This is a genomic window from Acinetobacter sp. LF10 (assembly GCF_048585715.1).
Classification (GTDB): domain Bacteria; phylum Pseudomonadota; class Gammaproteobacteria; order Pseudomonadales; family Moraxellaceae; genus Acinetobacter.
In genome coordinates, this window is the sequence record NZ_CP184160.1 from 1914959 (window position 1) to 1941071 (window position 26113).

A 26113-nucleotide genomic window follows, 5' to 3' on the forward strand; every position below is an offset into this window, starting at 1 on the left:
ATATATGAACCTGTTTGACTCAAACCCTGTTACCCAAAACAAGGTGTCCAAACACTTGGATCATGTGCGTATTGTTATGGTCAATACCACCCTACCAGCCAATATTGGTAGTGCCTTACGCGCAATGAAAACGATGGGTTTATCTCAACTCGTTTTAGTTGCTCCTAAAACCTATCCACACCCAGATATTGATGCTTTAGCAGCGGGTGCACAGGATTTAATTGAAAAAATTGAGATCGTTGATACTTTAGAGCAAGCTATTCAAGACTGTCATCTCGTGTTTGGAACCAGCGCACGTAGCCGTACCATTCCATGGCCGTTACTGGACGTACGTCCTGCTGCAAAGGAAGCTTTACAAGGCGCGAGCCAACAGCAAAATATCGCGATTGTTTTTGGTCGTGAAGACCGTGGTCTCACCAATGAAGAACTTGCTTTAGCCAATTATCACTTAACCATCCCAGTTAATCCTGAGTATGGTGTTTTAAATGTCGCACAAGCGATTCAAGTGGTTTGTTACGAGTTGAGAATGGCAGCACTTGAACAAAATTCACAAGTGACAGCAACACCAGATGATCAAATGCAACTGAAACAACAGCAAAGCATGGAATGGGATGAGCCATTAGTAACACAAAAACAAATGGAAGAATTCTATCCTCATCTTGAAAAAATGCTCACTGAAATCGAATTTTTAGATCCAAATAATCCTCGTTTACTTCCATTACGCTTGCGTCGCCTGTTCGGAAGGATACAATTAGATCGTATGGAATATCATTTATTGCGCGGAATTTTCAGCCGTGTACAGGCTTTAGCCAAAGGCTCATGGAAACAAACCAATTCGGAGGATCATACCAATGATTAAACAGCTTAAAGAAGATATCGAGGCTGTATTTGCACGTGATCCTGCTGCCCGAAATACACTCGAAGTTCTGACGACCTATCCAGGTATTCATGCTTTGATCATGCATCGTATGGCACATGAGCTTTGGAAAAAAGAATACAAAGGTACAGCACGTTTACTCTCGTCATTTAGCCGCTTTGCAACAGGAATTGAAATTCATCCTGGCGCAAAAATTGGTAAACGCTTTTTTATCGATCATGGCATGGGTGTTGTCATTGGTGAAACAGCTGAAATTGGTGATGATGTCACGCTTTATCATGGTGTGACCCTAGGTGGCACAACATGGAATAAAGGAAAACGTCACCCCACGCTTGAAGACGGTGTGGTCGTAGGTGCAGGCGCCAAAATTCTTGGACCATTTACCGTACATAAAGGTGCTAAAGTTGGCTCAAATGCAGTCATCACCAAAGAGGTTCCTGAGGGTGTAACGGCTGTTGGCAACCCTGCACGCTATATATTTAAAGACAAGAATCAGATTGAACCAGATGAAGTAAGTCGTCGTGATTATGCTGAAAGTATTGGTTTCCAACCCTATGCAACCACGCAAGACCAATCTGATCCAATCTTAGAAGGAATTCGAGTTTTATTGGATCGTATGCAAAAAAATGAAAAGCGTATGAATATCTTATGTCAGCGACTTTCAGAATTAGATCCGACTTTTAAACCACAAACTTCAAAAAATCAGCCATTAAGTAAAGAAGAACTTAAAATTATTGAAGAAGTTAGACGTGAGTGTGAAGCTCAGAACAAAACTTCTTCGATCTAATCCAATTTATAAAAAATGTAACAAGCTTCTCATTGCAAGTTGGTTTTGCTTTTCCTAGACTGGTAAAACCAACGATCTACTTCTCATTTAACTAGAATTAATGGATGTAAAGCATGAATTTTAAGCCTTTGGCACTTCTTGTACTTTCAACTTCTTTTTTAACGGCCTGCGGTGTTGCACCTGTAAAAAAAGAAAAAGCTGCTGAACCTTTTGTGTTCAAAGAACCTGATCCAACTCCCCCATTTTATGCTTTAAATCCAGTTAAATATGATGCTCCTCCAAGCTTTGAAGTTGCAATTAAAGATGCATCGGCTCAACCTGTAACAAAAATGGTTGTTTCACTTCAAGGTGACCCATCAAAATCAACCACCCTTGAGGTGAATAAATTAATCGTCCCTACGACTGATCAAAAGCAACGTAATATGAAATATGCGGTGCTTGCTGGTGATAATGAAGTAGATGTCACTGAAATTGATGATTTTCTTCAATTGGTTGAAGGTAAAGCACGTCACTACCCACCACGTTTTACGGAACGCCAAGAACGCAAAGGTTATGAGGCAAAACTTCGTGAAATTACGCAGAAACTCGATGCTTTAGCAGAAAAACCAAATGCTTCTCTGGATGTACTTACTCGTGCATTTAAAGCAAGCGTTATGGCACGTAATATGGACTTAGGTACAGCCTATACAACCAAATCACTCAACTACGCACAGCGTATTCTTGCGATTAGCCCAAATGACCCTGAAACTAATTTCTGGTTTGGTTTTGGTCTATCTGAAGGTGGCGGTCAACGTGAAGCGATTCCATATCTAGATAAAGCGATTAAAGGCGGTGTACAAGAAGCTTATCTTTCTGCTGCAAATAACTATCTATGGTTAGAGCAAAAGAAAAATGCGATTCAAACACTCAAAAATTATAAAATTAATTATCCTGATGAAGCCGAAGTTGCAGATCAACTTATCAAAGAAGTTGAATCTGGAAAACGTTGGAATGTTTGGCAAGTACTCAATTAAAGATTTGTGATTTTGTAAAAATAGACTGTTCAGAACAGTCTATTTTTTTAAGTTGATTGAAAAAACATCTTTTTTTCGTATTATAGCTAGAATCTTCCAGCTAAATTTGCTCCTTGATAATGCAAGCATCTAATTCAAACAAATATCTATTTGCCTTTACGCTGTTATCAACTATTGCTTTAAATGGCTGTCAAGTTGTTAGCCTCAAGCAACAAGCGGTTGATGTCACCATAGCCAATGAACGTAATAGCATACTAACTCAGAAAAAGTTAAGTGAAGCGAGCCTGAACGTCTTATCGATGTCAGGTAAAGAAGCAAAAATTTGTATGCAATCCCCGAATGAATGCATTGCAGATCTACATAAAATTCCTCAGATTCAAGACGAACAATTATTGTCGACAGCCAGTGAACTATATCTTGCTAAAGCCATGTCACTGTCGGACTCCTCAGAATGTAAAATCAGTAAATTGCCTAAACACAAACCCGCTGATGAACAAAAGCTCATTCAGCAAAATTATGAAAGTTGTTTAGATCAGAAGCTTGAAGCTTTGGATAAAAGTATTCGTTATAGTTATGCGTATTTATTCAAAACATCACGTCAGCCACAAGAACGACTTTTTGATAACCGCCAAGTACAAATTCGAGATTTCTACAATCAGGCACTTACTCAATTGGTGAATGGTCATAGTTTAAGGAATCCATCGACCAATCTTACCCCAACGATTAAAATTGGAAAAAGTACTTATACAATTGATATTCAAGCATATCAACGCCTACAAAATATGAAACTGGAAAAATTTATTTCCAGTTACAACATGAATTTTTCTGGATTAAGAGCGATTAACCGCCGTGATGGTTTCGGTTCTGATTTTGTCGCAGTCTTTCCATCGACCGACTCATCATCACAAGAAAATAAATATATTCTTAATCCTTTAACTCATGATTATCCTAAAGGGATAAATCCGAATATCCATAAAGCACGCTATTTAGCAGCCACAATTATTGCTCAACCTAAAAAATCGAATGCAACGATAGAAGATGTTTTAACAAACCCGAATTTTGAAATTAAGGTTTATGATCCTTATAGCGTTGAGAAAGTAGAGATTGCAGGTAAACCATATTCATTAGCAGCAAATTTTTCTGCACCCTATGGTTTATGGCTAGCAGAAAATAATTTAGGTGCGGCTGCGTATTTGACCTTAATTGACCGCGATCAGCATTTGGCAATGCCGCATCTCTATATGTTGGAACCCTATAACCCGAATAAAAAAATCATTGTATTAGTACATGGTCTAGCAAGTAGCCCTGAAGCATGGATTGCGGTAACTAATGACATTATGGGTGATGCAATATTAAGAGAACATTATCAAGTTTGGCAAATTTTTTACTCTACCAATATGCCAATTTTAGAAAGCCGTTTTCAAATTTATGCGTTATTAAAACAAGCATTTGGTTCACTTAATCCCAAAGATGCGGCGGCTCAAGATGCAGTTTTAATTGGGCATAGTATGGGTGGAATTATTAGTCGGCTTTTAGTAAGTGATACAGATATTTCTAAACAAGCTTTAGAATTGATGAATAATCGCCAACAAACACGTCTAAGAAAACACCCTGTCATTGGTGAAAGACTCAAAATGAAACCAATTGAAAATTTTGATCGAGCTATTTTTCTCGCAGCACCACACCGAGGGACAGACTACGCAGACCGTTGGTTTACTCTAGCAGCAAGAAAAATTATTAAACTTCCTGCAACTTTCTTAACGACCCTTGCAGATACGCTGACCAGTGATGATGTTGATTTAAAAGATTTTGTCAAAACACTGACTAATGATGTCATTCAAAATGGACCAAGTGATCTAAGTAAAAAATCTAAATTTATGGAACTGACAGCGAGTATCCCACCCGAAAAAGGCTTGGTTTTCCATTCTATTATGGGCAATATTACTAAAAGTGATGATCCGAATGTGATTACAGATGGCATCGTTCCATATAAGAGTGCACATTTAGATGGAGCAGTTTCTGAGAAAATTTTTACGGGTGGTCACTCTATTCAAGAAACGCCCGAAGCTGTGTTAGAACTTCGTCGCATCTTACGCCAACATTTAGTTGATCATGGTTTATATAAACCGAAGAATTAAGCACAATAAAAAAGCCCCAAACAATTGGGGCTTTTTTAATCAAATCATTTAAACATCAGAGCGAATCATATAATCAAAAGCTGCTAGAGAAGCTTTGGCACCTTCACCTGTCGCAATAATGATTTGCTTGTACGGCACGGTGGTACAGTCACCCGCAGCAAATACACCTTTGACATTGGTTTCATTTCGATCATTGATTACAATCTCACCACGATTGCTGAGTTCAACCTCACTGTTCTTCAAGAAATCCGTGTTTGGTAATAAACCAATCTGCACAAAGATTCCTGCAAGTTCAACTGTATGTTCAACATCAGTCGCACGATCTTTGTATTTCAATGCCGTGACTTGTGAGCCATCTCCCACAACTTCAGTACTGAGTGCATTTAAGATTACAGTTGTATTTGGCAAGCTGTTTAACTTGTCTTGCAACACTTGATCTGCACGAAGCTTGGTATCAAACTCCACCAAAGTCACATGCTCAACAATCCCTGCAAGGTCAATTGCTGCTTCTACACCAGAGTTACCACCACCAATCACCGCAACACGTTTGCCTTTGAATAATGGGCCATCACAGTGCGGGCAGTACGCCACACCACGAGTACGGTATTCTGCTTCACCCGGTACATTCATTTCTCTCCAACGTGCGCCTGTTGAAAGAATAATGGTTTTAGATTCAAGCTTAGCCCCATTTTCTAATTCAACTTCAACCAGACCATTGGCTGTCTGATCTGGACCTGTGATCTTGCTGACACGTTGCAAATTCATGATGTCCACACCGTACTCACGTACGTGTGCTTCCATATCTTGAGCAAACTTTGGACCTACGGTTTTTTGAATCGTGGTGAAGTTTTCAATGTCCATGGTATCCATGACCTGACCACCAAAACGTTCAGCGACGATACCTGTTTTAATACCTTTACGCGCTGCGTAGATCGCTGCTGTACCACCCGCAGGACCACCTCCAATCACCAATACATCAAAAGCATCTTTGGCATTAAGTGCTGCGGCATCTTTCTCAGCAGAGTTCGTGTCTAGCTTCGCCACGATTTCTTCCAAAGTCATACGACCTTGTCCAATATGTTCATTGTCTTGAAACACCATTGGTACGGCTAAAATTTTGCGTTCTTCAACTTCTTCTTGGAAGAAACCACCATCAATCATGGTCGCAGTTGCATTCGGGTTATAGATTGCAATCAAGTTGAGTGCTTGAACCACATCTGGACAGTTATGGCAGCTCAATGAAACAAACACATCAAAGTTTGCTTTTAAGTTTAAGCCTTTGATCTGGTTCAAGACTTCATCAGATACTTTAGGCGCATAACCTGATACTTGTAATAATGCCAAGATCAAAGAAGTAAACTCATGTCCCATCGGTAAACCAGCAAAGAACACACGTGGTTGTTCACCTGCTTTAGCCACACCGAAACTCGGACGGCGAGCGTTTGAACCGTCAAAACGTGCCGTGACTTGATCAGAAAGTTCTGCAATTTCAGTCACAAGTTCTTTGATTTTTGCGGCTTTGTCTGATTCATCTAAAGCAGCAACCAACTCGATTGGACTTTCTAAACGTTCTAAGTAAGCTTTTAATTGCGTTTTAATATTTTGATCTAACATGTATTTCTCCAAATTCTAAGCAGTTCAAATCAGCTAAATTCATTCAATGAAGCTATAGTACGCAAAATATATAAATAGGTAAAACAGTATGTTTTTATAAATTCAATCGGACAAACCGAACGTGAATTTATCAAGCATCCAATTTTTGGATAATTCGAACACGACGATTTTTAAAGTTTTTGGCAAGCACATATAAAACCGTACTTAAAGCGACAGCCAATACAATCAATCCCCATAAAATTAGCTTCACAATCTGAGAAATACGCTCAGCTTGTTGCGCACGGATATCTAAAGGTTGTGTAATTGAGGTGATACTTTTACCGTAGAGCTGTTGCTGCATGACCCATAACTGTTCAGACTTAAAATCATATTGTTTAAACTGAATCGGGTTATTCTTCTCAGCGACAATCAATTGATTCACATAGACATTGGCAGTTTTACGATCGACAGGTTGATGCAATAAAGCCACTTGTGCCAACACATAGGCTTTTTCAGTCGATGAAATGTTGGACTGCTGTAAATCTTGAGCAATTTGACTTTCAACAATATTATTTTGATAGCTCATCCATTGTTGATACGCCTGCTTGGTTTCATCTTTCCAATCATATTGAATGTAGCTCAGACCAGACCAAAGCAAAATAAAGGCAATAATCCAAGCCAAAACTCGTTGTGTCCATGCTTGGAAACGTTGCTGAAAAAACTTAAATTTCTTCATCCAACTCAGCAGTAAAAATGCCCCAATAAACGAAACCAAAATTTTTAGAAACAACCAACCAAACCATGATAATAAATTAAAAAAATAATCGACTGGTTGTTTAAATGGCACCAATTCTTGAACATGATAAGGCAAATCTAATGCCTGAACATGCGTGGAAAGATCAAAGAACCGATAGATAAATTCTTTTTGCAAAAATAACGATGCAACTGTAATAACGACCAATGTACAGGCTAAAATAAACCAGATCATTAAGTGACGTTGACGTTTTTTTAATGCATCTAAACGTTGGTCAATCGGTTGTACACTAAAATCGTTTATGGGTGACAATGATCTTTCCTTCAAAAATTAACAATATCAAGATTTTGGTGGCTGGCTATGCTCAAGCACTAAATGATTTAAATTCTCTTGCAAAGCACGTAAACGTGTTGTTGCTTCCGCACGCTTTTGCATCCCTTCTTTCTGGATCTGAATCACATCATTTACAGTTTTAATGAGGGTGTTTTGTACATGTTCAAGTGTTTCCACATCAATCACTGAACGTTGATTCGCTTTCGCAGTATCGACTGAATTTTGATGTAATAATTCAGCATTGCGACGTAATAATTCATTCGTTGTGTCATCAATAGCCTTGGCAAGCTGGACACTATTCTTTTGCTCTTGTAATGAGATCGCCAAACTAATCTGATTTTTCCATGCTGGTAAGGTAATGTTCTTAATGGCATAGAACTTATCTACCAACATTAAATTATTCGATTGGATGATCCGAATCATTGGCAAAGTCTGCATTGCAGACTGTTGTAAAACCTGCAAATCACTGACTCTTTTCTCAAGATTATTCGCCAAATGATTAAGATCATAAATCTGTTGCGTCGTTTGTTGATCCTGCTCTTGTGATGTGAGCATTGAGATCTGTTGCTGAATATCCTGCTGTTTTAATTGCCCTGCAGCAATATAAATACCAAGCTGTTTATACTCATCCTGTACCGCATCAAACATTTTATCTAAGGTTCCAACCCGAGCTTTCAACCCTGACTGTGAGCTTTCAATCTCTTTAACCAATACATCAATCTGCTCTTTAGTGGTATTAAAATGCTGATCAAAATTTTGTTTAGCACTTTTAAATTTACTCAGTAAACCGCCAAAAAACCCAGAGCTTTTTGATTTATTCAAAATACTTGAAGTATTCAATTGCTGTGCGACTTGCACTACCTCATTTAATTTTTGTCCTGTCGTATCCAAATCTTTATTCTGAACAAGATTTAACAGCTCATCGGTATAAGTTGAAGTTTTACTGGCAATATTTTTGCCATATTCAGCCACCACTGTGGTGCTGATATCTGCCAGTTCTTTATGTGCATCCATTACTTCTGCAAGATCATGTGGTTGCAATCCTAAATCTTTTAAATTCAACTGTTCAAAACGTTGCTCAGGCTTCACTTCAAGCTCATGAGATAATTTGCTAATTTCTGAATCTGACATCTTTTTTCCCTCTTATTTCTGTAATGATTTTTTCAAATTTTTAATTAAATCTTCTCGACTTTTATCAAGCTGATCAAGTGTATTTGTTGAAGTCGATGCTGTACTTTGTTTAACGTGATATTGCCATGCAGGAATCAAAACCTGTTGTGCTTCTTTAAATCGATCTAGCAAGCCAAAAGATAACTCTTGTGATAACTGCATTTGTTTCATCGCAATATCATTACTCGTTTGTAAGGTTTGTAAGGTATTTATTTTTTTCGAGAGCCGTTCAACAAAATGGTCAAGCATTTGCTGTTGCGTAAACTGAGGATATTCTATTAAAAACTCATCAGCGGCGCGGATATAAGTGGCCATCTGTTCTCTTAAACCTAAAGCTTGCTGTAATCGTGATTGCGATTTTTGGATTTCGATCTGTAATCGCTGGCTTAAATGATTTGCTTCATTGATTAAACGCTCAAGATCTTTGACAAACTTTACTTGACCAGCATCGTATTCAACATCTATACCTAACCATTTTTGCAACGCGTTAAAACGACGGCCACCTAAATGTTTTTTGGAAATTGAAAGTTGCTGAATAATCTGGGTAATCACTTCACTCAATTGCTGATTCAATCTAGGGTCAACACCATTCAGCAATACACTTTGAGCTTGAACTAAATAATCTGCATAATGATTCAAACGATGTGGATCATTGAGTAGAGGAAGTAAATCATTACGTTTAATCGCTAAAATATGTTCTTGATTTGATTCAATTTGCGATAAGGGTATGAAGTCGAACGATTGCGTCATATTAGCCGAGTATAGTAAGAACAAATAAATTTGAACATAATTAGTTTTAGCATGTTCTTACTCTTTCGCATACTTAAATGTTGTTATGATTTTTAAGTGTTTTTCTCAATAAATTTTCAAAACTTATCACTTTTGTGGTAATGCATAAGTCCCAATCACATGAGCAACTGGTTCTTCATCATCCAAAGAATATAACCACACTTCACCTGTCACCAATGTTTTACCAACTTTGATTAATTTACACTCAGCTTTAATATCTTGATTTCCATTCGGTTTACGGAAAAAGTTAATCGTCATATTGGTGGTCACAGCCATAGCAATTAGACCTAAATGTCCCATAATCGCAACATATAACGCGAAATCAGCCACCAACATCAAGGTTGGACCTGATACGGTTTGACCTGGGCGTAAATCGTTCTGATCGATTTTATAAAGTAACTGTGCACCTTTAGGACTAATCTCTTCGATAGTTGTTTTTTCGAGTGCTTGAGGAAATTCCTGTGCCAAAAAATGAGTAATTTCATGCTTACTAAGCGCCATAACAATACATCCCAAATGAATTAGATTATTTTTAAATTATGCCTAAAACTATAAACAAACATTTAATCAGCTTGATCTGAAAGTTCATTTAAGACTTGCCAATAACTAGGAGGCTCAGGCACATGCCCACGCTCTAATAACATCTGGTGCATTCTAGGTAACTTAAAATATGGAACTGTTGCCATCAAATGATGCTCTTTATGGTAATTGACATGGATAGGCGCAACTAAAGCACGGGCAAGATAACCAGCCTTTGTGGTACGTGTATTGGTTAAAGCACTATGACTAGTTGGCATACCCGCATGTTCAGCCATAGAACGAATACGTAATAACAATGGAAAAGGCGTTAAATATGCCAATACCCAAAGTGCATACAGTTTAGGATGACCCGCTGCCCACAATACTGAAAATAAAGCAGCATTCGTTGCAATCGCACCACCACTATTTTTTAAGAATGTTTTGGGATAATCTGTCCAATGACGCCCCTCTTGAGAAATCCAACGACGGTCATTTGACACCGTCCATTCCATTTTCTCAACATCCATTAGCACACGTCCAAGTGCAAATTTTAAGCCTGTTACCCCTGAAACATCACGAAAAAACTTACGCTTTAACGATTTCTTCGAAGTTGGGAAACCCTCTACCAAAGACAGATCAGGATCCTCTACGGTAGAAGTTTTACTGTGATGGCGTAAATGATGAGCACGATATTTCTTTAAATCATTCCAGATTGGGCGAGCACAAAGCCAATCAGTGGCAATATCATTCAGCCATTTGGTTTTAAATAAGCTTTGGTGTGAAGCGTCATGCATAATAATTGCAAGCGCAAGTTGACGACCCGCTAATATTACCAATGCAGCTATACACATCAGTAATTTGCCCCAGACAGGTAAATACTCCCATGTACTGGTAAGCGCAGCGAAGGTTCCACCAATGACTGCCCAAGTTGATAAAACAGCCCAACTACCGTGTAAATCTGACTTTGTTGTCAATTCTGTGATTTCTTCTCGTGTGAACAAATCACTTATTGATGTACGTGTATTCATATCCCTACCCTACAATTTTTCTATTTCTATAGATACGTAAATATGATTTTTATTTTAAATTAAGTAATATTTCTGTCAATATATTAAAATTAATTATTTAGTAATATTTATACTAAACTGATTTCATAGAATCGTTGCCACAATTCCAGTCCAGTCTGATCCAATTGCTGAACACTTAATGCAAATTGATCACGTAAATGAACATCAACAAAATCCTCAGGTAATAATGGATCATTCATCAGCAAAGAAATGGTCTGCCGACCAAGCAATAGCGATTCTTTAGCAGCAATATCTAAGCTTAATTGCTCAACTGTCTCCAACCACTTTTGAATCATTTGACTATATTTTTTATAGTTTTGGTTAAGCGTTTGAGTGGGCCAAAGCTTCGGAATTTTATTTAATGTTGTGGTGTCGAAATGATTGATTTGGCAAATTTTGGCGCTTTTTTCTAAGCCAGAAGCTTGTAATCCACCAAATACCTCTTTAAAAGAAATGGCTAAATTATCAGGGCGAATATAAATACCTTGTTCTAACTCTTTAAAACCGAAGTGCTTTAATGCGCGTTCTCGGCGGTTTAAAGCTGTACGATCAACCCGCCCTAATTCACCCGTAAAGACAGCTAAGTATTGATGATCCCATTGTTTTGTTTGCTTAATTCCGTTTTTACGGTTCAACATCACATCGGCCCATTCGTGTGATTTAGCCGTAAATTGATATATACCGCGCTCAATCGCCTCAATCACCCCATCACTAGATAATCGGGTTACTGCGACACGAATACTATTTTCGCTAATCTCAAAAAGCTTCGCTGCGATAATAATTTGTTTAATCGAGATCTCACGACCTTGTAGCCCTAAAAGTAAATCAATGATTAAATCTCGGGCATTCATTTTAGCTATTGTCATCTTACAATCGAACCAGTTCTAAACATGAAAAAAGAAATAAAGAATAAGAATTTTAACTTAGAATCCTTCCCTTTTAGTAATTTTTCTAAAAGGGAGATTTTATTTTTATAGAAAAACAAATAATAAAATTATACCCAGTACAATCCGATACCAAGCAAATACGCGTAAAGTGTGACGTTCAACAAATTTAACTAAGGCGCTCACCACCAATAATGCCGAAATAAAAGCAGCAACAAAACCGACCCCAATATTCAACATATTATCTTGTGTCAATACATCCGCATTACGAATAAGATCAAAAGTTGCAGCCCCCAACATCGTTGGCATTGCGAGAAAGAAAGAAAATTCTGTTGCCGCTTTACGAGACAAACCTGAGAACATTCCTCCCACAATGGTAGCACCAGAACGAGAAGTCCCTGGAATCATCGCAACGCATTGTGCACAACCGACTAAAAAAGCTTGCTTGTAAGTAATTTTTGTCGCTTCAGTTGTTTTATGATCAAAATTCTTGGATTCAACCCAGAAAATAATCAGACCACCAACAATCAGTGCAATTGCGACCACAAGTGGACTAAATAAGACACTTTTAATAAAATCGACTGCAAAAATACCAATCACGACAGCAGGAAAAAAAGCAATTAAAACGCTAAAAGCAAAATGACGCGCTTCTGAATCGCCACTAAAAAAACCTTTAATCAAATCAAAAATCTTTTGTCGGTATAACCAACAGACAGCTAAAATTGCACCAAGCTGAATGACAACTTCAAATACACGCCCATCGTCAGAATGGAAGTCGATCATGTGACCAAATAAAATTAAATGACCTGTACTTGAAATCGGTAAAAATTCGGTCAAACCCTCAATAAACCCTAAAAATAAAGCCTTTAAAATTTCAATATGTTGCATAACTTACTCAAAAAATGCGTAATTCAAGATTAAAATAAAGGGCAAGCTTACCTTGAAATTAAATCATTTTATGTGATTGTCACGTAATGTTTTAAGCTTAATCTTTCTCGCTCTAATACGGATTTTCTATTAAATAATCATCAAACTATTTTTCTTTTGCATTTGTTCAACAATTTCATGTGTATCGAATCCTAAACGCCAATAAAGCAATTCTAAAACATCTAATTCATCCTGCGTGATGATACGATCGCTCCATAAACATCGCTCTGCAATCGCTAAAATATTGAGACGATCACGTAATAACAAGCCTGAAACATCATTTAAAATTTCTGCTAAATCAAGTGGTTCATCAGAAATATCTGCGTAAATCTGCATTTCTTCGGGTGCTAAAATCTGTTGAAGAATTCGCTCACGCACCTCAAGCTGATTTGGACTATTAATTTGCTGTACATGTAATAAAGCATCAATTAAATGCACAATTTGTGCTTTCACATCTTCAAATGACGTTGGTAAATGTGCAGGCATAAGATTGAGTTCACGCTTTACTCGCTCCAATAATAAAGCATCAAGCAAACCCACCTCACCATCTTCTTGAATAATACAAGCCAATTTAGTCAAAAATTGACGAGCAATACTTGTCGGCATATGCCCAATATTCTTACAGGCATCATGGAAGATTTGAACATGAATACGACCATCTAAATTCAATAAAGAATCTACGATTGCATGACTTACAGCGGCTTCTTGAGGAATGAATTCACGATATTGACGAATCATCAAAATCGCAACCATCACTTCCCTTGAACCTGTCGCCGTTTGCATCGCTCTTTGTATCAATTCTGGGCGCTTTTTATTCTTCCGCATTTCAGAATTTAAAGGCTTAATTGCATCATTCAAAGCGAAACTGATCGGCGATAAACGCAATAAAGGTAAAGGCTGTGGAGAACTCCAAGGTAAGGTCATATCTGCCATTTCTTCTTCCAAAGAACGAAACAGACTAAATAAAGGACGATTGCGTAGCTTTTTTAAATTTTCTAATTGCAAATCCTGTAACAAAGTAGGATTTAGTTCATAAATTCGATCTTTGATACTTGGATGAATATTCATCCAGCTTTGTGGGCTAAGTGAATTTGCGAAACACATATGTGAAATCGATTCTGAATACGCACTATGAATTTGCGAACCTGAATGGTGCACATAGATACGTAACAAGGTTTGAATATTGGCATTATTATTCATCAAACGCATAGTTTTCAGGTCATTACGAAAGGTTCGACCACTCAAAGTTAAATATTTAATCAACCGTGTAATCAAAATACCTAAGCTACCTGCCAACCAAATAACACCACCAATCGCAACAAAAATAGTTTCGAATTTGTTTCGATAAGACGTTGCATAAGGATTGTATCCAGCTTGTGCTAATTTACTCCCCCATTGGCTAAAAGTGGTTAAACCACTGTACAAGATTTTTAATTTGGTGTTTTCTACAGCCTCACCCGATAAAATTTGATTAAATTCATAGCTCAATAAACCATAAAGCTCTAATTCATCCAAATTTTGTAAAGCACCCCACGTTAAAATAATTACGATGTCTTGAGATCTGAAGCCTGCTGTTAAAGCATTGACGCCCACTTCATTTGGAAGTACATAAACAGCAGGTGTATCTATCATAAAACTTTGAGCAACTTGCTCTACGACTTTTAATGCTGTGCTTTCTTCGGGCGTACTCTCATCAAAAACAAGGCGTCTTGCTTTAAGTTGTTTTGCGAGTGAATGACCACCTTCACGTAAGACATACAGTTCAGCACCAACCGACCAAACCATAACGAAGAATAAAAGAAAGATGAAATATGGACTAAGAACATGCCACCAAATGGCTTGAGTGTAGTCAAAGAAATGAACGACTAAACCCAAAATCAAATTGAGAATAAAAACTGTCGACAACATAGCGAGCAAGCAAAAACTTACCGACCATGCAATATTTTTATTTTCAATTAAATAATGGCTCATTTCTTTCAATGTAAATTTTCCTGATTACATTGTTGATCTTAGAGGCTTCGAAACCTTAAGTATCATAAAATAAAAAAGCGGGAATTTCCCGCTTTTCTATAGATTTAAATGATTACTCTTCTTTAATACCTGTTAAATCAACAGAAGAAGCATCGATATTTACATCAATATAACCATCTGCTTTCTTTTTTGCTGAATCATTACGTTTCTGCTCAAGATTTATCAGATAGTCATTATCAATCCCACCAGCCACATAGATCCCGTCAAATACTGAACAATCAAATTCTCTTAAATCAGGTACTTTGCTGGTACGAACTGCGTTCTTTAAATCTTCCAAATCTTGGAAAACTAAACGATCTGCACCAATAATCTCACGAATTTCTTCAACTGTACGATCTGAAGCAATTAATTCAGATTTTGCTGGCATATCGATACCATACACGTTTGGATATTTCACCATAGGTGCAGCCGAAGCAAAGAATACTTTCTTCGCGCCAGAATCACGTGCCATTTGAATAATTTCATTACAGGTTGTACCACGTACAATCGAGTCATCCACTAACAGTACATTTTTATCTTTAAATTCAAGCTCAACTGGGTTTAGCTTTTGACGAACTGATTTTTTGCGCTGCTGTTGACCTGGCATAATGAAGGTACGTCCGATGTAACGGTTTTTCATAAAACCTTCACGGAATTTCACACCTAAAATATTAGCCAATTCTAATGCTGAAGTACGGCTAGTATCTGGAATTGGAATGACCACATCAATATCGTGCTCCTCACCCCATTCCTTCAAAATTTTATACGCCAGTTTTTCACCCATTTTTAAACGAGCTTTGTAAACTGAGATACCATCAATTGTTGCATCTGGACGAGCAAAGTACACATATTCAAAAATACATGGACGATATTCTGGATTTACTGCACATTGTTTGGTAAATAATTCGCCATTTGAATTAATGAAAATTGCCTCACCTGGTGCAATATCACGCTCAACTTTAAAACCTAGCGCTGTAATCGCAACGGATTCAGAGGCAATGATATATTCAGTGCCTTGCTCAGTTTCACGAGAGCCATAAACTAAAGGACGAATTCCGTTTGGATCGCGAAAACCAACAAGCCCATGACCTGTGATCATCGCAACAACCCCGTAAGCACCTTTACAACGCTCATGAACACGAGATACGGTGTGGAAGATATCTTCTGGCGTTGGGTTGAGTGTACCGATCTTCTGTAACTCATGTGCAAACACGTTGAGTAAAACTTCAGAATCAGAATCAGTATTCATGTGACGTAAATCTGTTTTAAACAGATCATCATGAATTTCTGCGGCGTTGGTCAAGTTACCATTGTGTGCAAGGGTAATACCATATGGAGAGTTTACATAAAACGGCTGTGCTTCAGCACTACTTGATGAACCTGCTGTTGGATAACGAACATGTCCTATCCCATAGTTACCAAGCAAAGCACGCATGTGACGGGTATGGAATACATCACGCACCATACCGTTATCTTTGCGGAGGAATAAACGCCCTTGATGGCAAGTTACAATCCCTGCTGCATCTTGTCCTCGATGTTGTAACATCGTCAAGGCATCAAATAACATTTGGTTTACTGGCGATTTACCGGCAATCCCAACAACTCCACACATAGCAACCTCGCGACAAGCTAGGAACGGGGTTTAACCCCAATTAATAAAAAGGATTTTTCGTGGAATGATCAGAACGTTGATCTACTGAAGCGCGTTCTGACTCCTCCATTTCAGTCGAAGGGCGATGTAATAACGCACCTTCAGATGTCATTTGATGTATCGCTTCATTTGCAGCATCTTTTGATATTTCGGTCGCTAATGGCGCGTATGGCAATAAAATCTGTACAAATTTTGATTGCTTCCAATGCGGTGAACTATTCACCCAAGGACCGACACCCTGCATCGCAATCAAGACAATCAATAAACCTTTTAGTGAACCAAATGCACCGCCTGCTAGACGATTTAATGGGCCCAATTTTAAACTTTTCAAGAGCCCATTCAGGAATGCGGTAATAACCCACGTGCAAATCACGATGGCTAATACAATAAAAGCAAAAGCAGCAATTTTTTGTACAACTGGGTCTTGGCTTAGACTGCTCATCGCAGGTGCCCAAATGACCGCGTATTTAGCCCCAATGACCAATGCGAATATCCACCCGATCAAGTTCGCAAAGGCTTTAATAAATCCTTGACGCAAACCGTTTAGCCCTCCAATGAGCAAGATGATCAGGATGATGATATCAAGTGTGTTCATGTCACACAGTCATCGCGTTAACACAATCTTTTACTAGTGTTGGGCCTGTATAAATAAGGCCACTGTATAATTGAACGAGACTCGCGCCCGCCTCTTGTTTTGCTACGGCCTGCTCACCTGAAACAATTCCCCCGACACCAATTAAAGGAATTTTTCCATCTAAAACATCGGCGAACTGACGTAAACATTCGGTGCTTTTTTCAAAAACGGGTGTGCCCGATAAACCACCAGCTTCATTACCATTTGGCAGATTTTCAACACCGTCTCGCCCTAATGTTGTATTGGTAACAATCAAACCATCAATCTTAAATTTCAATAATTGTTTTGCGATAAATGTAATATCTTCAGACGTTAAATCTGGCGCTACTTTGAGTACTAAAGGAACATAATGATTATTTTCTTTAGCAAGTTCTAGTTGACGTTGTTTCAAAGTTTGTAATAGCTCTGTAAGTGCATCGCCACTTTGTAAACTACGTAAATTCTTTGTATTCGGTGAGGAAATATTAACTGTAATATATGATGCGTAATTATAAACTTTTTCTAAACAAATCAAATAATCAGAAACCGCATCTTCAACGGCAGTATCTGCATTTTTACCAATATTAATTCCTAAAACGCCTTTAAACTTAGCAGCTTTAACATTTTCAATCAGTTGATCAACACCGTCATTATTGAATCCCATGCGATTGATGATTGCTTTCGCTTCTGGAATACGGAATAAACGTGGTTGAGGATTACCCGCTTGTGGACGTGGTGTAATGGTACCAATTTCAATAAAACCGAAACCTAAAGCAGCTAGAGCATCAATGTGCGCACCATTTTTATCTAAACCAGCAGCAAGACCAACAGGGTTTGGAAACTCGATACCCATACAGCTCACTGGTTTATGTGCAGTTTTCTGATGCATCAATCCAAATTTATGCGCTGTATCGAGCATAGAAAGTGTGAGTTCATGTGCACGCTCTGGTGCCAAAGTAAACAACAAAGGGCGAGCCAATGAATATAACATACCAATCACAGTCTACTGATTTTTCAAGTAGCCGTATTATAGGCATAGGCTCAACAAAACACCATGCTTGACATATGCTTATTTTGTAGAGTCTTTGCTTTAGTGCTTCTTGATTAAACAATTTTCTGGTTTTATTCAGATTTTTAATCTTAGTCAGTTCATTTGCAATTGATTCAAATTAACATTTCGCAGTTCAATAAAAAAAGGAACTAAGCTCATTTAAAGCTCAGTCCCTTTCACTAAATTGTAGAAATGTTACTTATTTCCAAGAATAAGACACACCAGCACCTACAGCAGTTGTATTGCCATTATTAAAGCCTGTTGAGAATGCCCCCTTGATTGCAACACCATTATCGAAGTAATGACTTGCTCCCACAGCGATAGCAGACTGACTGTCATAATACCCCATACCCATACCGACAGTAGAAGCCCCTTGTTCAGCTGGCATTGGAATATTTGTCATCGCAGTAATACCAGCAATACCTTGCGCGGCAATTTCTCGGTTTTTACGAACATCTTGATTGGTTTGATCCACACGGCTAGATACATCTCTAAAGTTATTTTCTAGATCCATAACTTTGGTATCAGTATAAGCTTTCGAATCAGAAAGCACTTTTGCATCAGCAGTTTTATATTCTTGACGCATTACCACTTCACGACTATCTGTATATCCTTTTGCACTTGTTAATGTTGCCTGATCACCTGCATCTGCATAAGTTTTAGCATCAGTTAAAGTTTTGGTATTCGCATCTTTCATCTGCTTAACATTTACAGCATCAGTATCTTGTACACCAGCTGCAACATGAATAATCTGACGTTCCTTACCAGCAGCACCAACTGAAACAGTATTATCTCTGTCTGAAGCTGAATCATTACCCAAAACAACAGCATTTTTGGCAGCAGTATTTACGTTATTGCCAACAACAAAACTGTTCTCACCAGTGACCGTATTATCATTACCAACAGCATAACTTCCATTTGCTTGAATGACATTTGGATCACCAAAGGCACCTGAACGCTCACCTTCAACTTTATTGCCTTTACCGACTACAGTATTTGATTTTCCTTTTGCTGAAGCTCCAGAACCCACCACCGTATTATTTTCACCATCGGCAACAGCACCATCTCCAAGAGCAGTAGCTCCAGAGCCTGTAGCTTTAGCTCCAGAGCTCGTTACATTTGGATTCGCATCAAAGTAAGGATTGTTACCACCACCTTGAGATGCAAGCCACTCTTGTTCTGTACCTGAATAACCATTGTCAACAGCTATTTCAAATGCACTTTTACCATTTGCTCCCGTATCTCCTTTCGGTCCTTTAGCTCCAGTCGCGCCCGTAGCACCTACATCACCTTTATCGCCCTTGTCACCTTGAGCTCCTGTAGCTCCAGTTGCGCCGATATCACCTTTGTCGCCCTTGTCACCTTGAGCTCCTGTTGCACCTACGTCACCTTGAGCACCTGTGGCTCCAGTCGCGCCCGTAGCACCGACATCACCTTTATCGCCCTTGTCACCCTGAGCACCTGTAGCTCCAGTTGCGCCCGTAGCACCTACGTCACCTTTATCGCCTTTGTCACCTTGAGCACCTGTGGCTCCAGTCGCGCCCGTAGCACCTACATCACCTTTATCGCCCTTGTCACCCTTAGCACCTGTAGCTCCAGTCGCGCCCGTAGCACCGACATCACCTTTATCGCCCTTGTCACCTTGAGCTCCTGTAGCTCCAGTTGCGCCGATATCACCTTTGTCGCCCTTGTCACCTTGAGCACCTGTAGCTCCAGTTGCGCCAGTCGCGCCGATATCACCTTTGTCGCCTTTAGCTCCAGTTGCACCCGTAGCACCGACATCACCTTTATCGCCCTTGTCACCTTGAGCACCTGTAGCTCCAGTTGCACCCGTAGCGCCTACGTCACCTTTATCGCCCTTGTCACCTTGAGCGCCTGTAGCTCCAGTTGCGCCGACGTCACCTTTATCGCCCTTGTCACCTTGAGCGCCTGTTGCGCCCGTAGCACCTACGTCACCTTTATCGCCTTTGTCACCTTGAGCACCTGTGGCTCCAGTCGCGCCCGTAGCACCGACATCACCTTTATCGCCTTTAGCTCCAGTTGCGCCCGTAGCACCTACATCACCTTTATCGCCCTTGTCACCCTTAGCACCTGTAGCTCCAGTCGCGCCCGTAGCGCCGATATCACCTTTGTCGCCCTTGTCACCTTGAGCACCTGTAGCTCCAGTTGCACCCGTAGCACCGACATCGCCTTTATCGCCCTTGTCGCCTTTAGCTCCAGTCGCGCCTGTAGCACCTACATCACCTTTATCGCCTTTAGCTCCAGTTGCGCCCGTAGCACCGACATCACCTTTATCGCCTTTAGCTCCAGTTGCGCCCGTAGCACCGACATCACCTTTATCGCCCTTGTCACCTTGAGCTCCTGTTGCACCTACGTCACCTTGAGCACCTGTGGCTCCAGTCGCGCCCGTAGCACCGACATCACCTTTATCGCCCTTGTCACCCTGAGCACCTGTAGCTCCAGTTGCGCCCGTAGCACCTACGTCACCTTTATCGCCTTTGTCACCTTGAGCACCTGTGGCTCCAGTCGCGCCCGTAGCACCTACATCACCTTTATCGCCCTTGTCACCCTTAGCACCTGTAGCTCCAGTCGCGCCCGTAGCACCGACATCACCTTTATCGCCCTTGTCACCTTGAGCTCCTGTAGCTCCAGTTGCGCCGATATCACCTTTGTCGCCCTTGTCACCTTGAGCACCTGTAGCTCCAGTTGCGCCAGTCGCGCCGATATCACCTTTGTCGCCTTTAGCTCCAGTTGCACCCGTAGCACCGACATCACCTTTATCGCCCTTGTCACCTTGAGCACCTGTAGCTCCAGTTGCACCCGTAGCGCCTACGTCACCTTTATCGCCCTTGTCACCTTGAGCTCCTGTTGCTCCTGTTGCGCCCGTAGCACCGACATCACCTTTATCGCCTTTAGCTCCAGTTGCACCGACATCACCTTTATCGCCCTTGTCACCCTGAGCTCCTGTAGCTCCTATTGCACCAGTTGCGCCGACATCACCTTTATCACCTTTATCGCCTTTAGCTCCTGTTGCACCCGTAGCACCGACATCACCTTTATCGCCTTTAGCTCCAGTTGCGCCCGTAGCACCTACGTCACCTTTATCGCCCTTGTCACCTTGAGCTCCTGTAGCTCCAGTTGCGCCGATATCACCTTTGTCGCCCTTGTCACCTTGAGCACCTGTAGCTCCAGTTGCGCCCGTAGCACCTACGTCACCTTTATCGCCCTTGTCACCTTGAGCTCCTGTTGCGCCCGTAGCACCTACGTCACCTTTATCACCTTTATCGCCCTTGTCACCCTGAGCTCCTGTAGCTCCTATTGCACCAGTTGCGCCGACATCACCTTTATCACCTTTATCGCCTTTAGCTCCTGTTGCACCCGTAGCACCGACATCACCTTTATCGCCTTTAGCTCCAGTTGCGCCAGTCGCGCCGATATCACCTTTGTCGCCTTTAGCTCCAGTTGCGCCAGTCGCGCCGATATCACCTTTGTCGCCCTTGTCACCTTGAGCACCTGTAGCTCCAGTTGCACCGACATCACCTTTATCGCCCTTGTCACCCTGAGCTCCTGTAGCTCCTATTGCACCAGTTGCGCCGACATCACCTTTATCACCTTTATCGCCTTTAGCTCCTGTTGCACCCGTAGCACCTACGTCACCTTTATCGCCCTTGTCACCTTGAGCTCCTGTGGCACCAGTCGCACCCGTAGCACCGACATCACCTTTATCGCCTTTAGCTCCAGTTGCGCCCGTAGCACCTACGTCACCTTGAGCTCCTGTAGCTCCAGTTGCGCCGATATCACCTTTGTCGCCCTTGTCACCTTGAGCACCTGTAGCTCCAGTTGCGCCCGTAGCACCTACGTCACCTTTATCGCCTTTATCGCCCTTGTCACCTTGAGCTCCTGTTGCGCCCGTAGCACCTACGTCACCTTTATCACCTTTATCGCCCTTGTCACCTTGAGCACCAGTGGCTCCAGTTGCACCCGTAGCACCGACATCACCTTTGTCGCCCTTGTCACCTTGAGCTCCTGTGGCTCCAGTTGCGCCGATATCACCTTTGTCGCCCTTGTCACCTTGAGCTCCTGTGGCTCCAGTTGCACCCGTAGCACCTACATCACCTTTATCGCCTTTGTCACCTTGAGCTCCTGTGGCTCCAGTCGCACCCGTAGCACCTACATCACCTTTATCGCCCTTGTCACCCTGAGCTCCAGTTGCGCCCGTAGCACCTACGTCACCTTTATCGCCCTTGTCACCTTGAGCGCCTGTAGCTCCAGTTACACCAGTTGCGCCGATATCACCTTTGTCGCCCTTAGCTCCAGTCGCGCCTGTAGCACCTACATCACCTTTATCGCCCTTGTCGCCTTTGTCACCTTTTAAAGAGGCTAGCCACTGCGTTTGTGTACCAACATATCCACCTACAACTGCAAGTTCATAAGCACTTTTACCGTCAGCTCCACCGCCTGTTGGTAAACCATCAATTTGGCTTTGTAAACTCGTTAATTTAGTATTTACAGCAGTAAAAGCACTTCCTATATTTGTATAATTTGACCCTTGTATGACATAAGTTGGGCCAGTAAATACGCCTCCGCTAAAACCAGCGCCACCGCCAAAAACGTTGGCTAATGAATTTAATTGTCCAAAATTAACTGCGTCATTTGTAGATGTACCATTAGCAAGGTTGGTGATTTTATTATTATTAAAAGAAATTGTTCCGTTACCAGCTGAACCACTTAATGAACCTTTAGAGGTAATTCCTCCTGCACCCACTTTTAAAGTGTCTGCATTAATAGTGACATCGAAATCATCATTTGCGATTTTGCTATCTGAAATTGGTGCATTGTTATAACAATTGATCGCTCCCCAATATTGTTGGCTCACAATCGTATTGCCATGAGTTGTGGCTGCAATACCTGGATTTGTATTTGAATCTTTTGCGCCACAGGTTATCACTTGCTCGGCAAAAACTTGTTGAGTCGCTAAAGTAACGGTTGATAATCCTAAAGCGATAACGAGCGGTTTTAACCGTAATTTATTTTGAGTACTGAAAGACCCAAATTCATTAAAAAAAGTATTCGTCTCAACAATACCACCTGTCTTATTCGTCTTCACTTCGCTTTTAGCATTCTCGGATACAACAACTACACGCCCTATAGATCTACTCCAAATTTTTTTAAAGATACGATTCATGTTATTCCCTTCTTTTTGTGAATATAAACACATAAATTAGAGAGTATTTTTAGTAATAAAGAATCATTGAAATTTGGTAGAAAAATAAAAAAAATATCGATAAAAAAACTGTTTGGAATAACAAATTTCAATGATGCACACGCTAAGTAATTTATCTCTAATAAATCCACATAAAAATTTTAATTTTTAATTCAATACAAAGGATAAAAATGGATACTTTAAAAGTGCTAAGTAAACGTGAGCATCAAATTTTTTTAAATGTTAGTACATGGTTATCGAGTTAAAGAGATCTCCTTAAAACTTCATATTAGTGAAAGAACTGTTACTACCCACCAAGAAAACATTTATCAAAAACTCGACATTCATCACAGATCTTTCCTGCTGCAATTTTCATCATATTATTCTGAATTTTTAAACCTACTCACACCTCGAGAATTAATGATCGTCGAGCTTTTATCTAAAGACTTGAGTAGCTCCAACATATCTATCCAATTAAATCTCAGCATTGAAACTGTCTATAGTTATCGGAAATCAATTAATCGAAAACTCAAAACCATTCAATCAAAATACGATGTTTTGGGGATATTGGCTCATGAAGAAATTTCAGTAAATTAACAAACACAAAAACATCAACAATATTACTGAAAATTAAAAGGTAAAAATTATGAGCGCAGATCCATACCTAGGTGAAATCATGCTAATTCCATACAACTTCGTTCCAAAAGGTTGGGCGGCATGCAATGGACAATTATTATCAATCGCACAAAACCAAGCACTTTTCAGCTTACTTGGTACCATTTATGGTGGTGATGGGAAAACTACTTTCGCACTACCAAATTTAGGTGGACGCTTCGCACTAGGAGTAAACAATAATTTTCCAATTGGACAAGCCGCAGGAAGTCAAAGTACGACTCTCACAATCAATAACTTACCAGCACATACACATGTCGTTGCTAGTCAAACCATCAATGCTTCAGTTTCATTAACACCACAAGCAAGCTCAGCCGGTGGTAATACAAGTAGCCCTGCTAATGCAGCATGGGCAAATGCAAATGATCCTAACACAGGCAGTGTATATGACGTGTTTACTCAAGATACAAGTCAATTAGTCAATATGAAACAGTTAAATGCCACCACGCAAGTCGTTGTTCCTGTGCAAAACACAGGAATATCTGGAGGCAGCCAGCCCGTCAATATCACAAACCCGTATTTAGCTCTTTACTATGTGATCAGCTTAGAAGGTATATACCCTTCACGCTCATAAGAATTCAAATCAATAGAATTAAGTCTTAAAACGATCTTCATCGCTTGTCTTAAGACTTATTGTGGATGCCAGAAACCACTACAAAAAATGGGGCGATATTCGGAAAAGCCATAAGAGTACGAACTATAACTTTTATAAATATTAAAGGAAGTAAAATAATGAGCGGATGTCAATGTGATCCACAAGTCGTTCCAGACTACACAAAAGTAGGTTTTAATGGTGAAAATAGTAATGCTTTACAATCTAGTGTAAAAACAACAAATACAATTGAATCTGTACAAAATCAGTTGAGTAGTACCAATGTACAAGCTTTAAGTCTAAGTGCTTGTGTAGGTGCTTCTTATCGAAACGGCGATGTTTGTTTTGACTTCCCTGTTTTCGGAAATGTTTGTGTAAATGTTCCAATCGGCATCCCTGCAAACGCAAATTTACGCGTATGTGGTGATGTTTGCACAACTTGGGGAATTCCAACAGGGCTTAAAATCACGTTGTATGTCAATGATCAAGCACTTTGGAGTGGTACAGTGGTTGGTAGTTGCTAATTAACTATGGTCATTTTTTGCTTACAGCAAGCTTAGTAATTTCTAAGCTTGTTGATATTAACCAAACATATAAAGATTTATTCAAACAACTATTAATTATATTATAAAAATTAATTTAAATTTTATAAACAATTTAAATTAATTTAAAAAAATATAGCAAATACAGAACCGATGATTATAATAAAAAATATACGTATATTTGATAATCATCATGATAGAACAAATAAAAGATAGATTAAGTTTTTTTGATCAAAATTTACTTAGCTCTGCTTTACCAAAACCAGTTCTGGTTGTTGATGACGACTATATAATTCAAAATAGATTAAAAAAAATTTTAATCGACCTTAACTATAGCAATAACGATTTAATATTTTCTGAAAACTTATCTCAATCTATGCTTGAGGTAAAACAACATAATATTGCATTTGCCTTAGTCGATTTAGGCTTGCCTGATGGCAATGGTACAAAATTAATTCGTAGTTTGAGACAAAAAAATTCTACCATTCCAATTCTTGTTATTTCAGCTTGGAGTACCAGAGATGCAATTTTTAAAGCAATACAAGCTGGTGCAACTGGTTATCTATTGAAAGAACGTGATGATTATGAAGTCACTATTTCAATTAAACAAATATTACAAGGTGGTATTCCAATCGACCCTTTTCTTGCTCAGATTATTTTAACAAATATGGTCAAAAAGCCACAAAAGATTAAAAATTCACCAGAAAATTTATCTGCAAGAGAATTAGAAATTCTAGATTACGTTACTCAGGGATTTAACAATCAAGATATCGCAAATGAATTAGGATTATCGCGTTATACCGTAGAAGCTCATTTACGCAATATATATAGTAAGCTTGCGGTAGATAGTCGTTCTAAAGCAATAAAAATTGCATATTCATTGGGTTTATTCTGAAAATTGGGAAAGAAATTATAAATAAATGTCGAT

General features: G+C 39.7%; 21 protein-coding genes. 8 read left to right on the forward strand and 13 right to left on the reverse strand.

The window, feature by feature from the left end; genetic code table 11:
* Positions 1 to 4: 4 nt before the first annotated feature.
* The 4 genes from ACN19N_RS09295 (at position 5) to ACN19N_RS09310 (ending at position 4815) form a co-directional block, all read left to right on the forward strand.
* Positions 5 to 859, forward strand: coding sequence for an RNA methyltransferase (locus ACN19N_RS09295; RefSeq protein WP_420001187.1), 855 nt, complete (start codon positions 5 to 7; stop codon positions 857 to 859).
* Positions 852 to 1664 (forward strand): serine O-acetyltransferase, encoded by an 813-nt coding sequence (gene cysE, locus ACN19N_RS09300; RefSeq protein ID WP_005215533.1) that lies wholly within the window; start codon positions 852 to 854, stop codon positions 1662 to 1664. The genes ACN19N_RS09295 and cysE overlap by 8 nt, the downstream gene beginning before the upstream one ends.
* A 113-nt stretch (positions 1665 to 1777) precedes the next feature.
* The gene (locus ACN19N_RS09305) at positions 1778 to 2677 is read left to right on the forward strand and encodes an ABUW_2363 family tetratricopeptide repeat lipoprotein (RefSeq protein ID WP_420001188.1); all 900 of its coding nucleotides are present in this window, start codon (positions 1778 to 1780) and stop codon (positions 2675 to 2677) included.
* A 119-nt stretch (positions 2678 to 2796) separates the two neighbouring features.
* Complete coding sequence (locus ACN19N_RS09310) at positions 2797 to 4815, forward strand: esterase/lipase family protein (protein ID WP_420001189.1); 2019 nt, start codon at positions 2797 to 2799, stop codon at positions 4813 to 4815.
* Positions 4816 to 4863: 48 nt separating this feature from the next.
* On the opposite strand, the gene ahpF is transcribed toward ACN19N_RS09310, so the two are convergent.
* The 13 genes from ahpF to ACN19N_RS09375 all read right to left on the reverse strand — a co-directional run bounded on the left by ahpF (position 4864) and on the right by ACN19N_RS09375 (position 23361).
* Positions 4864 to 6429: an alkyl hydroperoxide reductase subunit F gene (gene ahpF, locus ACN19N_RS09315; RefSeq protein WP_420001190.1), complete on the reverse strand. Its 1566-nt coding sequence runs from the start codon at positions 6427 to 6429 to the stop codon at positions 4864 to 4866.
* A 130-nt stretch (positions 6430 to 6559) separates the two neighbouring features.
* Complete coding sequence (locus tag ACN19N_RS09320) at positions 6560 to 7474, reverse strand: hypothetical protein (RefSeq protein ID WP_420001191.1); 915 nt, start codon at positions 7472 to 7474, stop codon at positions 6560 to 6562.
* A 27-nt stretch (positions 7475 to 7501) separates the two neighbouring features.
* Positions 7502 to 8626, reverse strand: a complete 1125-nt coding sequence (locus ACN19N_RS09325) for a toxic anion resistance protein (RefSeq protein WP_420001192.1) — start codon at positions 8624 to 8626, stop codon at positions 7502 to 7504.
* Between the two features lie 12 nt (positions 8627 to 8638).
* Positions 8639 to 9415 (reverse strand): tellurium resistance protein, encoded by a 777-nt coding sequence (locus ACN19N_RS09330; protein ID WP_420001193.1) that lies wholly within the window; start codon positions 9413 to 9415, stop codon positions 8639 to 8641.
* 126 nt (positions 9416 to 9541) lie between these two features.
* Positions 9542 to 9955 carry a PaaI family thioesterase gene (locus tag ACN19N_RS09335; RefSeq protein WP_420001194.1) on the reverse strand — a complete coding sequence of 138 codons (414 nt, stop codon included), beginning with the start codon at positions 9953 to 9955 and terminating at the stop codon, positions 9542 to 9544.
* A 62-nt stretch (positions 9956 to 10017) separates the two neighbouring features.
* Positions 10018 to 11001 (reverse strand): fatty acid desaturase family protein, encoded by a 984-nt coding sequence (locus ACN19N_RS09340; protein WP_420001195.1) that lies wholly within the window; start codon positions 10999 to 11001, stop codon positions 10018 to 10020.
* Between the two features lie 107 nt (positions 11002 to 11108).
* A complete protein-coding gene (locus ACN19N_RS09345; RefSeq protein ID WP_269230162.1) occupies positions 11109 to 11906 on the reverse strand; it encodes a PaaX family transcriptional regulator C-terminal domain-containing protein in 798 nt (265 codons plus the stop codon).
* A gap of 105 nt (positions 11907 to 12011) precedes the next feature.
* Positions 12012 to 12812, reverse strand: a complete 801-nt coding sequence (locus ACN19N_RS09350) for an undecaprenyl-diphosphate phosphatase (protein ID WP_269238114.1) — start codon at positions 12810 to 12812, stop codon at positions 12012 to 12014.
* 129 nt (positions 12813 to 12941) lie between these two features.
* Positions 12942 to 14831 (reverse strand): peptidase M48, encoded by a 1890-nt coding sequence (locus ACN19N_RS09355; RefSeq protein ID WP_420001196.1) that lies wholly within the window; start codon positions 14829 to 14831, stop codon positions 12942 to 12944.
* Positions 14832 to 14934: 103 nt separating this feature from the next.
* Entirely contained in the window at positions 14935 to 16473 is a 1539-nt protein-coding gene (gene purF / locus ACN19N_RS09360; RefSeq protein ID WP_269230159.1) for an amidophosphoribosyltransferase, read from the reverse strand.
* Positions 16474 to 16513: 40 nt separating this feature from the next.
* Positions 16514 to 17107 carry a CvpA family protein gene (locus tag ACN19N_RS09365; RefSeq protein ID WP_005215519.1) on the reverse strand — a complete coding sequence of 198 codons (594 nt, stop codon included), beginning with the start codon at positions 17105 to 17107 and terminating at the stop codon, positions 16514 to 16516.
* Position 17108: 1 nt separating this feature from the next.
* On the reverse strand, positions 17109 to 18116 hold the full coding sequence (locus ACN19N_RS09370) for a quinone-dependent dihydroorotate dehydrogenase (protein ID WP_420001197.1): 1008 nt from the start codon (positions 18114 to 18116) through the stop codon (positions 17109 to 17111).
* 259 nt (positions 18117 to 18375) lie between these two features.
* Complete coding sequence (locus tag ACN19N_RS09375) at positions 18376 to 23361, reverse strand: ESPR-type extended signal peptide-containing protein (RefSeq protein ID WP_420001198.1); 4986 nt, start codon at positions 23359 to 23361, stop codon at positions 18376 to 18378.
* Between the two features lie 258 nt (positions 23362 to 23619).
* Between ACN19N_RS09375 and ACN19N_RS09380 the strand changes: the two genes are divergently transcribed.
* The 4 genes from ACN19N_RS09380 to ACN19N_RS09395 all read left to right on the forward strand — a co-directional run bounded on the left by ACN19N_RS09380 (position 23620) and on the right by ACN19N_RS09395 (position 26080).
* Positions 23620 to 23976 carry a LuxR C-terminal-related transcriptional regulator gene (locus ACN19N_RS09380; protein ID WP_275904117.1) on the forward strand — a complete coding sequence of 119 codons (357 nt, stop codon included), beginning with the start codon at positions 23620 to 23622 and terminating at the stop codon, positions 23974 to 23976.
* Between the two features lie 49 nt (positions 23977 to 24025).
* Positions 24026 to 24625 (forward strand): phage tail protein, encoded by a 600-nt coding sequence (locus tag ACN19N_RS09385; protein ID WP_269230155.1) that lies wholly within the window; start codon positions 24026 to 24028, stop codon positions 24623 to 24625.
* A gap of 158 nt (positions 24626 to 24783) precedes the next feature.
* Positions 24784 to 25167, forward strand: a complete 384-nt coding sequence (locus ACN19N_RS09390) for a hypothetical protein (protein WP_254730747.1) — start codon at positions 24784 to 24786, stop codon at positions 25165 to 25167.
* A gap of 211 nt (positions 25168 to 25378) precedes the next feature.
* A complete protein-coding gene (locus ACN19N_RS09395; protein ID WP_269230154.1) occupies positions 25379 to 26080 on the forward strand; it encodes a response regulator in 702 nt (233 codons plus the stop codon).
* The last annotated feature ends 33 nt before the right edge of the window (positions 26081 to 26113 follow it).

What these genes read in the sequence shown, in the direction of transcription:
- ACN19N_RS09385 (WP_269230155.1), top strand. Translation starts at nt 24,026, where the DNA reads ATGAGCGCAGATCCATACCTAGGTGAAATCATGCTAATTCCATACAAC.
- ACN19N_RS09345 (WP_269230162.1), bottom strand. Translation starts at nt 11,906, where the DNA reads ATGACAATAGCTAAAATGAATGCCCGAGATTTAATCATTGATTTACTT.
- ACN19N_RS09295 (WP_420001187.1), top strand. Translation starts at nt 5, where the DNA reads ATGAACCTGTTTGACTCAAACCCTGTTACCCAAAACAAGGTGTCCAAA.
- ACN19N_RS09395 (WP_269230154.1), top strand. Translation starts at nt 25,379, where the DNA reads ATGATAGAACAAATAAAAGATAGATTAAGTTTTTTTGATCAAAATTTA.
- ACN19N_RS09335 (WP_420001194.1), bottom strand. Translation starts at nt 9,955, where the DNA reads ATGGCGCTTAGTAAGCATGAAATTACTCATTTTTTGGCACAGGAATTT.
- ACN19N_RS09380 (WP_275904117.1), top strand. Translation starts at nt 23,620, where the DNA reads ATGTTAGTACATGGTTATCGAGTTAAAGAGATCTCCTTAAAACTTCAT.
- ACN19N_RS09310 (WP_420001189.1), top strand. Translation starts at nt 2,797, where the DNA reads ATGCAAGCATCTAATTCAAACAAATATCTATTTGCCTTTACGCTGTTA.
- cysE (WP_005215533.1), top strand. Translation starts at nt 852, where the DNA reads ATGATTAAACAGCTTAAAGAAGATATCGAGGCTGTATTTGCACGTGAT.
- ACN19N_RS09375 (WP_420001198.1), bottom strand. Translation starts at nt 23,361, where the DNA reads ATGAATCGTATCTTTAAAAAAATTTGGAGTAGATCTATAGGGCGTGTA.
- ACN19N_RS09340 (WP_420001195.1), bottom strand. Translation starts at nt 11,001, where the DNA reads ATGAATACACGTACATCAATAAGTGATTTGTTCACACGAGAAGAAATC.
- ACN19N_RS09365 (WP_005215519.1), bottom strand. Translation starts at nt 17,107, where the DNA reads ATGAACACACTTGATATCATCATCCTGATCATCTTGCTCATTGGAGGG.
- ACN19N_RS09305 (WP_420001188.1), top strand. Translation starts at nt 1,778, where the DNA reads ATGAATTTTAAGCCTTTGGCACTTCTTGTACTTTCAACTTCTTTTTTA.
- ACN19N_RS09330 (WP_420001193.1), bottom strand. Translation starts at nt 9,415, where the DNA reads ATGACGCAATCGTTCGACTTCATACCCTTATCGCAAATTGAATCAAAT.
- ACN19N_RS09370 (WP_420001197.1), bottom strand. Translation starts at nt 18,116, where the DNA reads ATGTTATATTCATTGGCTCGCCCTTTGTTGTTTACTTTGGCACCAGAG.
- ACN19N_RS09390 (WP_254730747.1), top strand. Translation starts at nt 24,784, where the DNA reads ATGAGCGGATGTCAATGTGATCCACAAGTCGTTCCAGACTACACAAAA.
- purF (WP_269230159.1), bottom strand. Translation starts at nt 16,473, where the DNA reads ATGTGTGGAGTTGTTGGGATTGCCGGTAAATCGCCAGTAAACCAAATG.
- ACN19N_RS09350 (WP_269238114.1), bottom strand. Translation starts at nt 12,812, where the DNA reads ATGCAACATATTGAAATTTTAAAGGCTTTATTTTTAGGGTTTATTGAG.
- ACN19N_RS09325 (WP_420001192.1), bottom strand. Translation starts at nt 8,626, where the DNA reads ATGTCAGATTCAGAAATTAGCAAATTATCTCATGAGCTTGAAGTGAAG.
- ahpF (WP_420001190.1), bottom strand. Translation starts at nt 6,429, where the DNA reads ATGTTAGATCAAAATATTAAAACGCAATTAAAAGCTTACTTAGAACGT.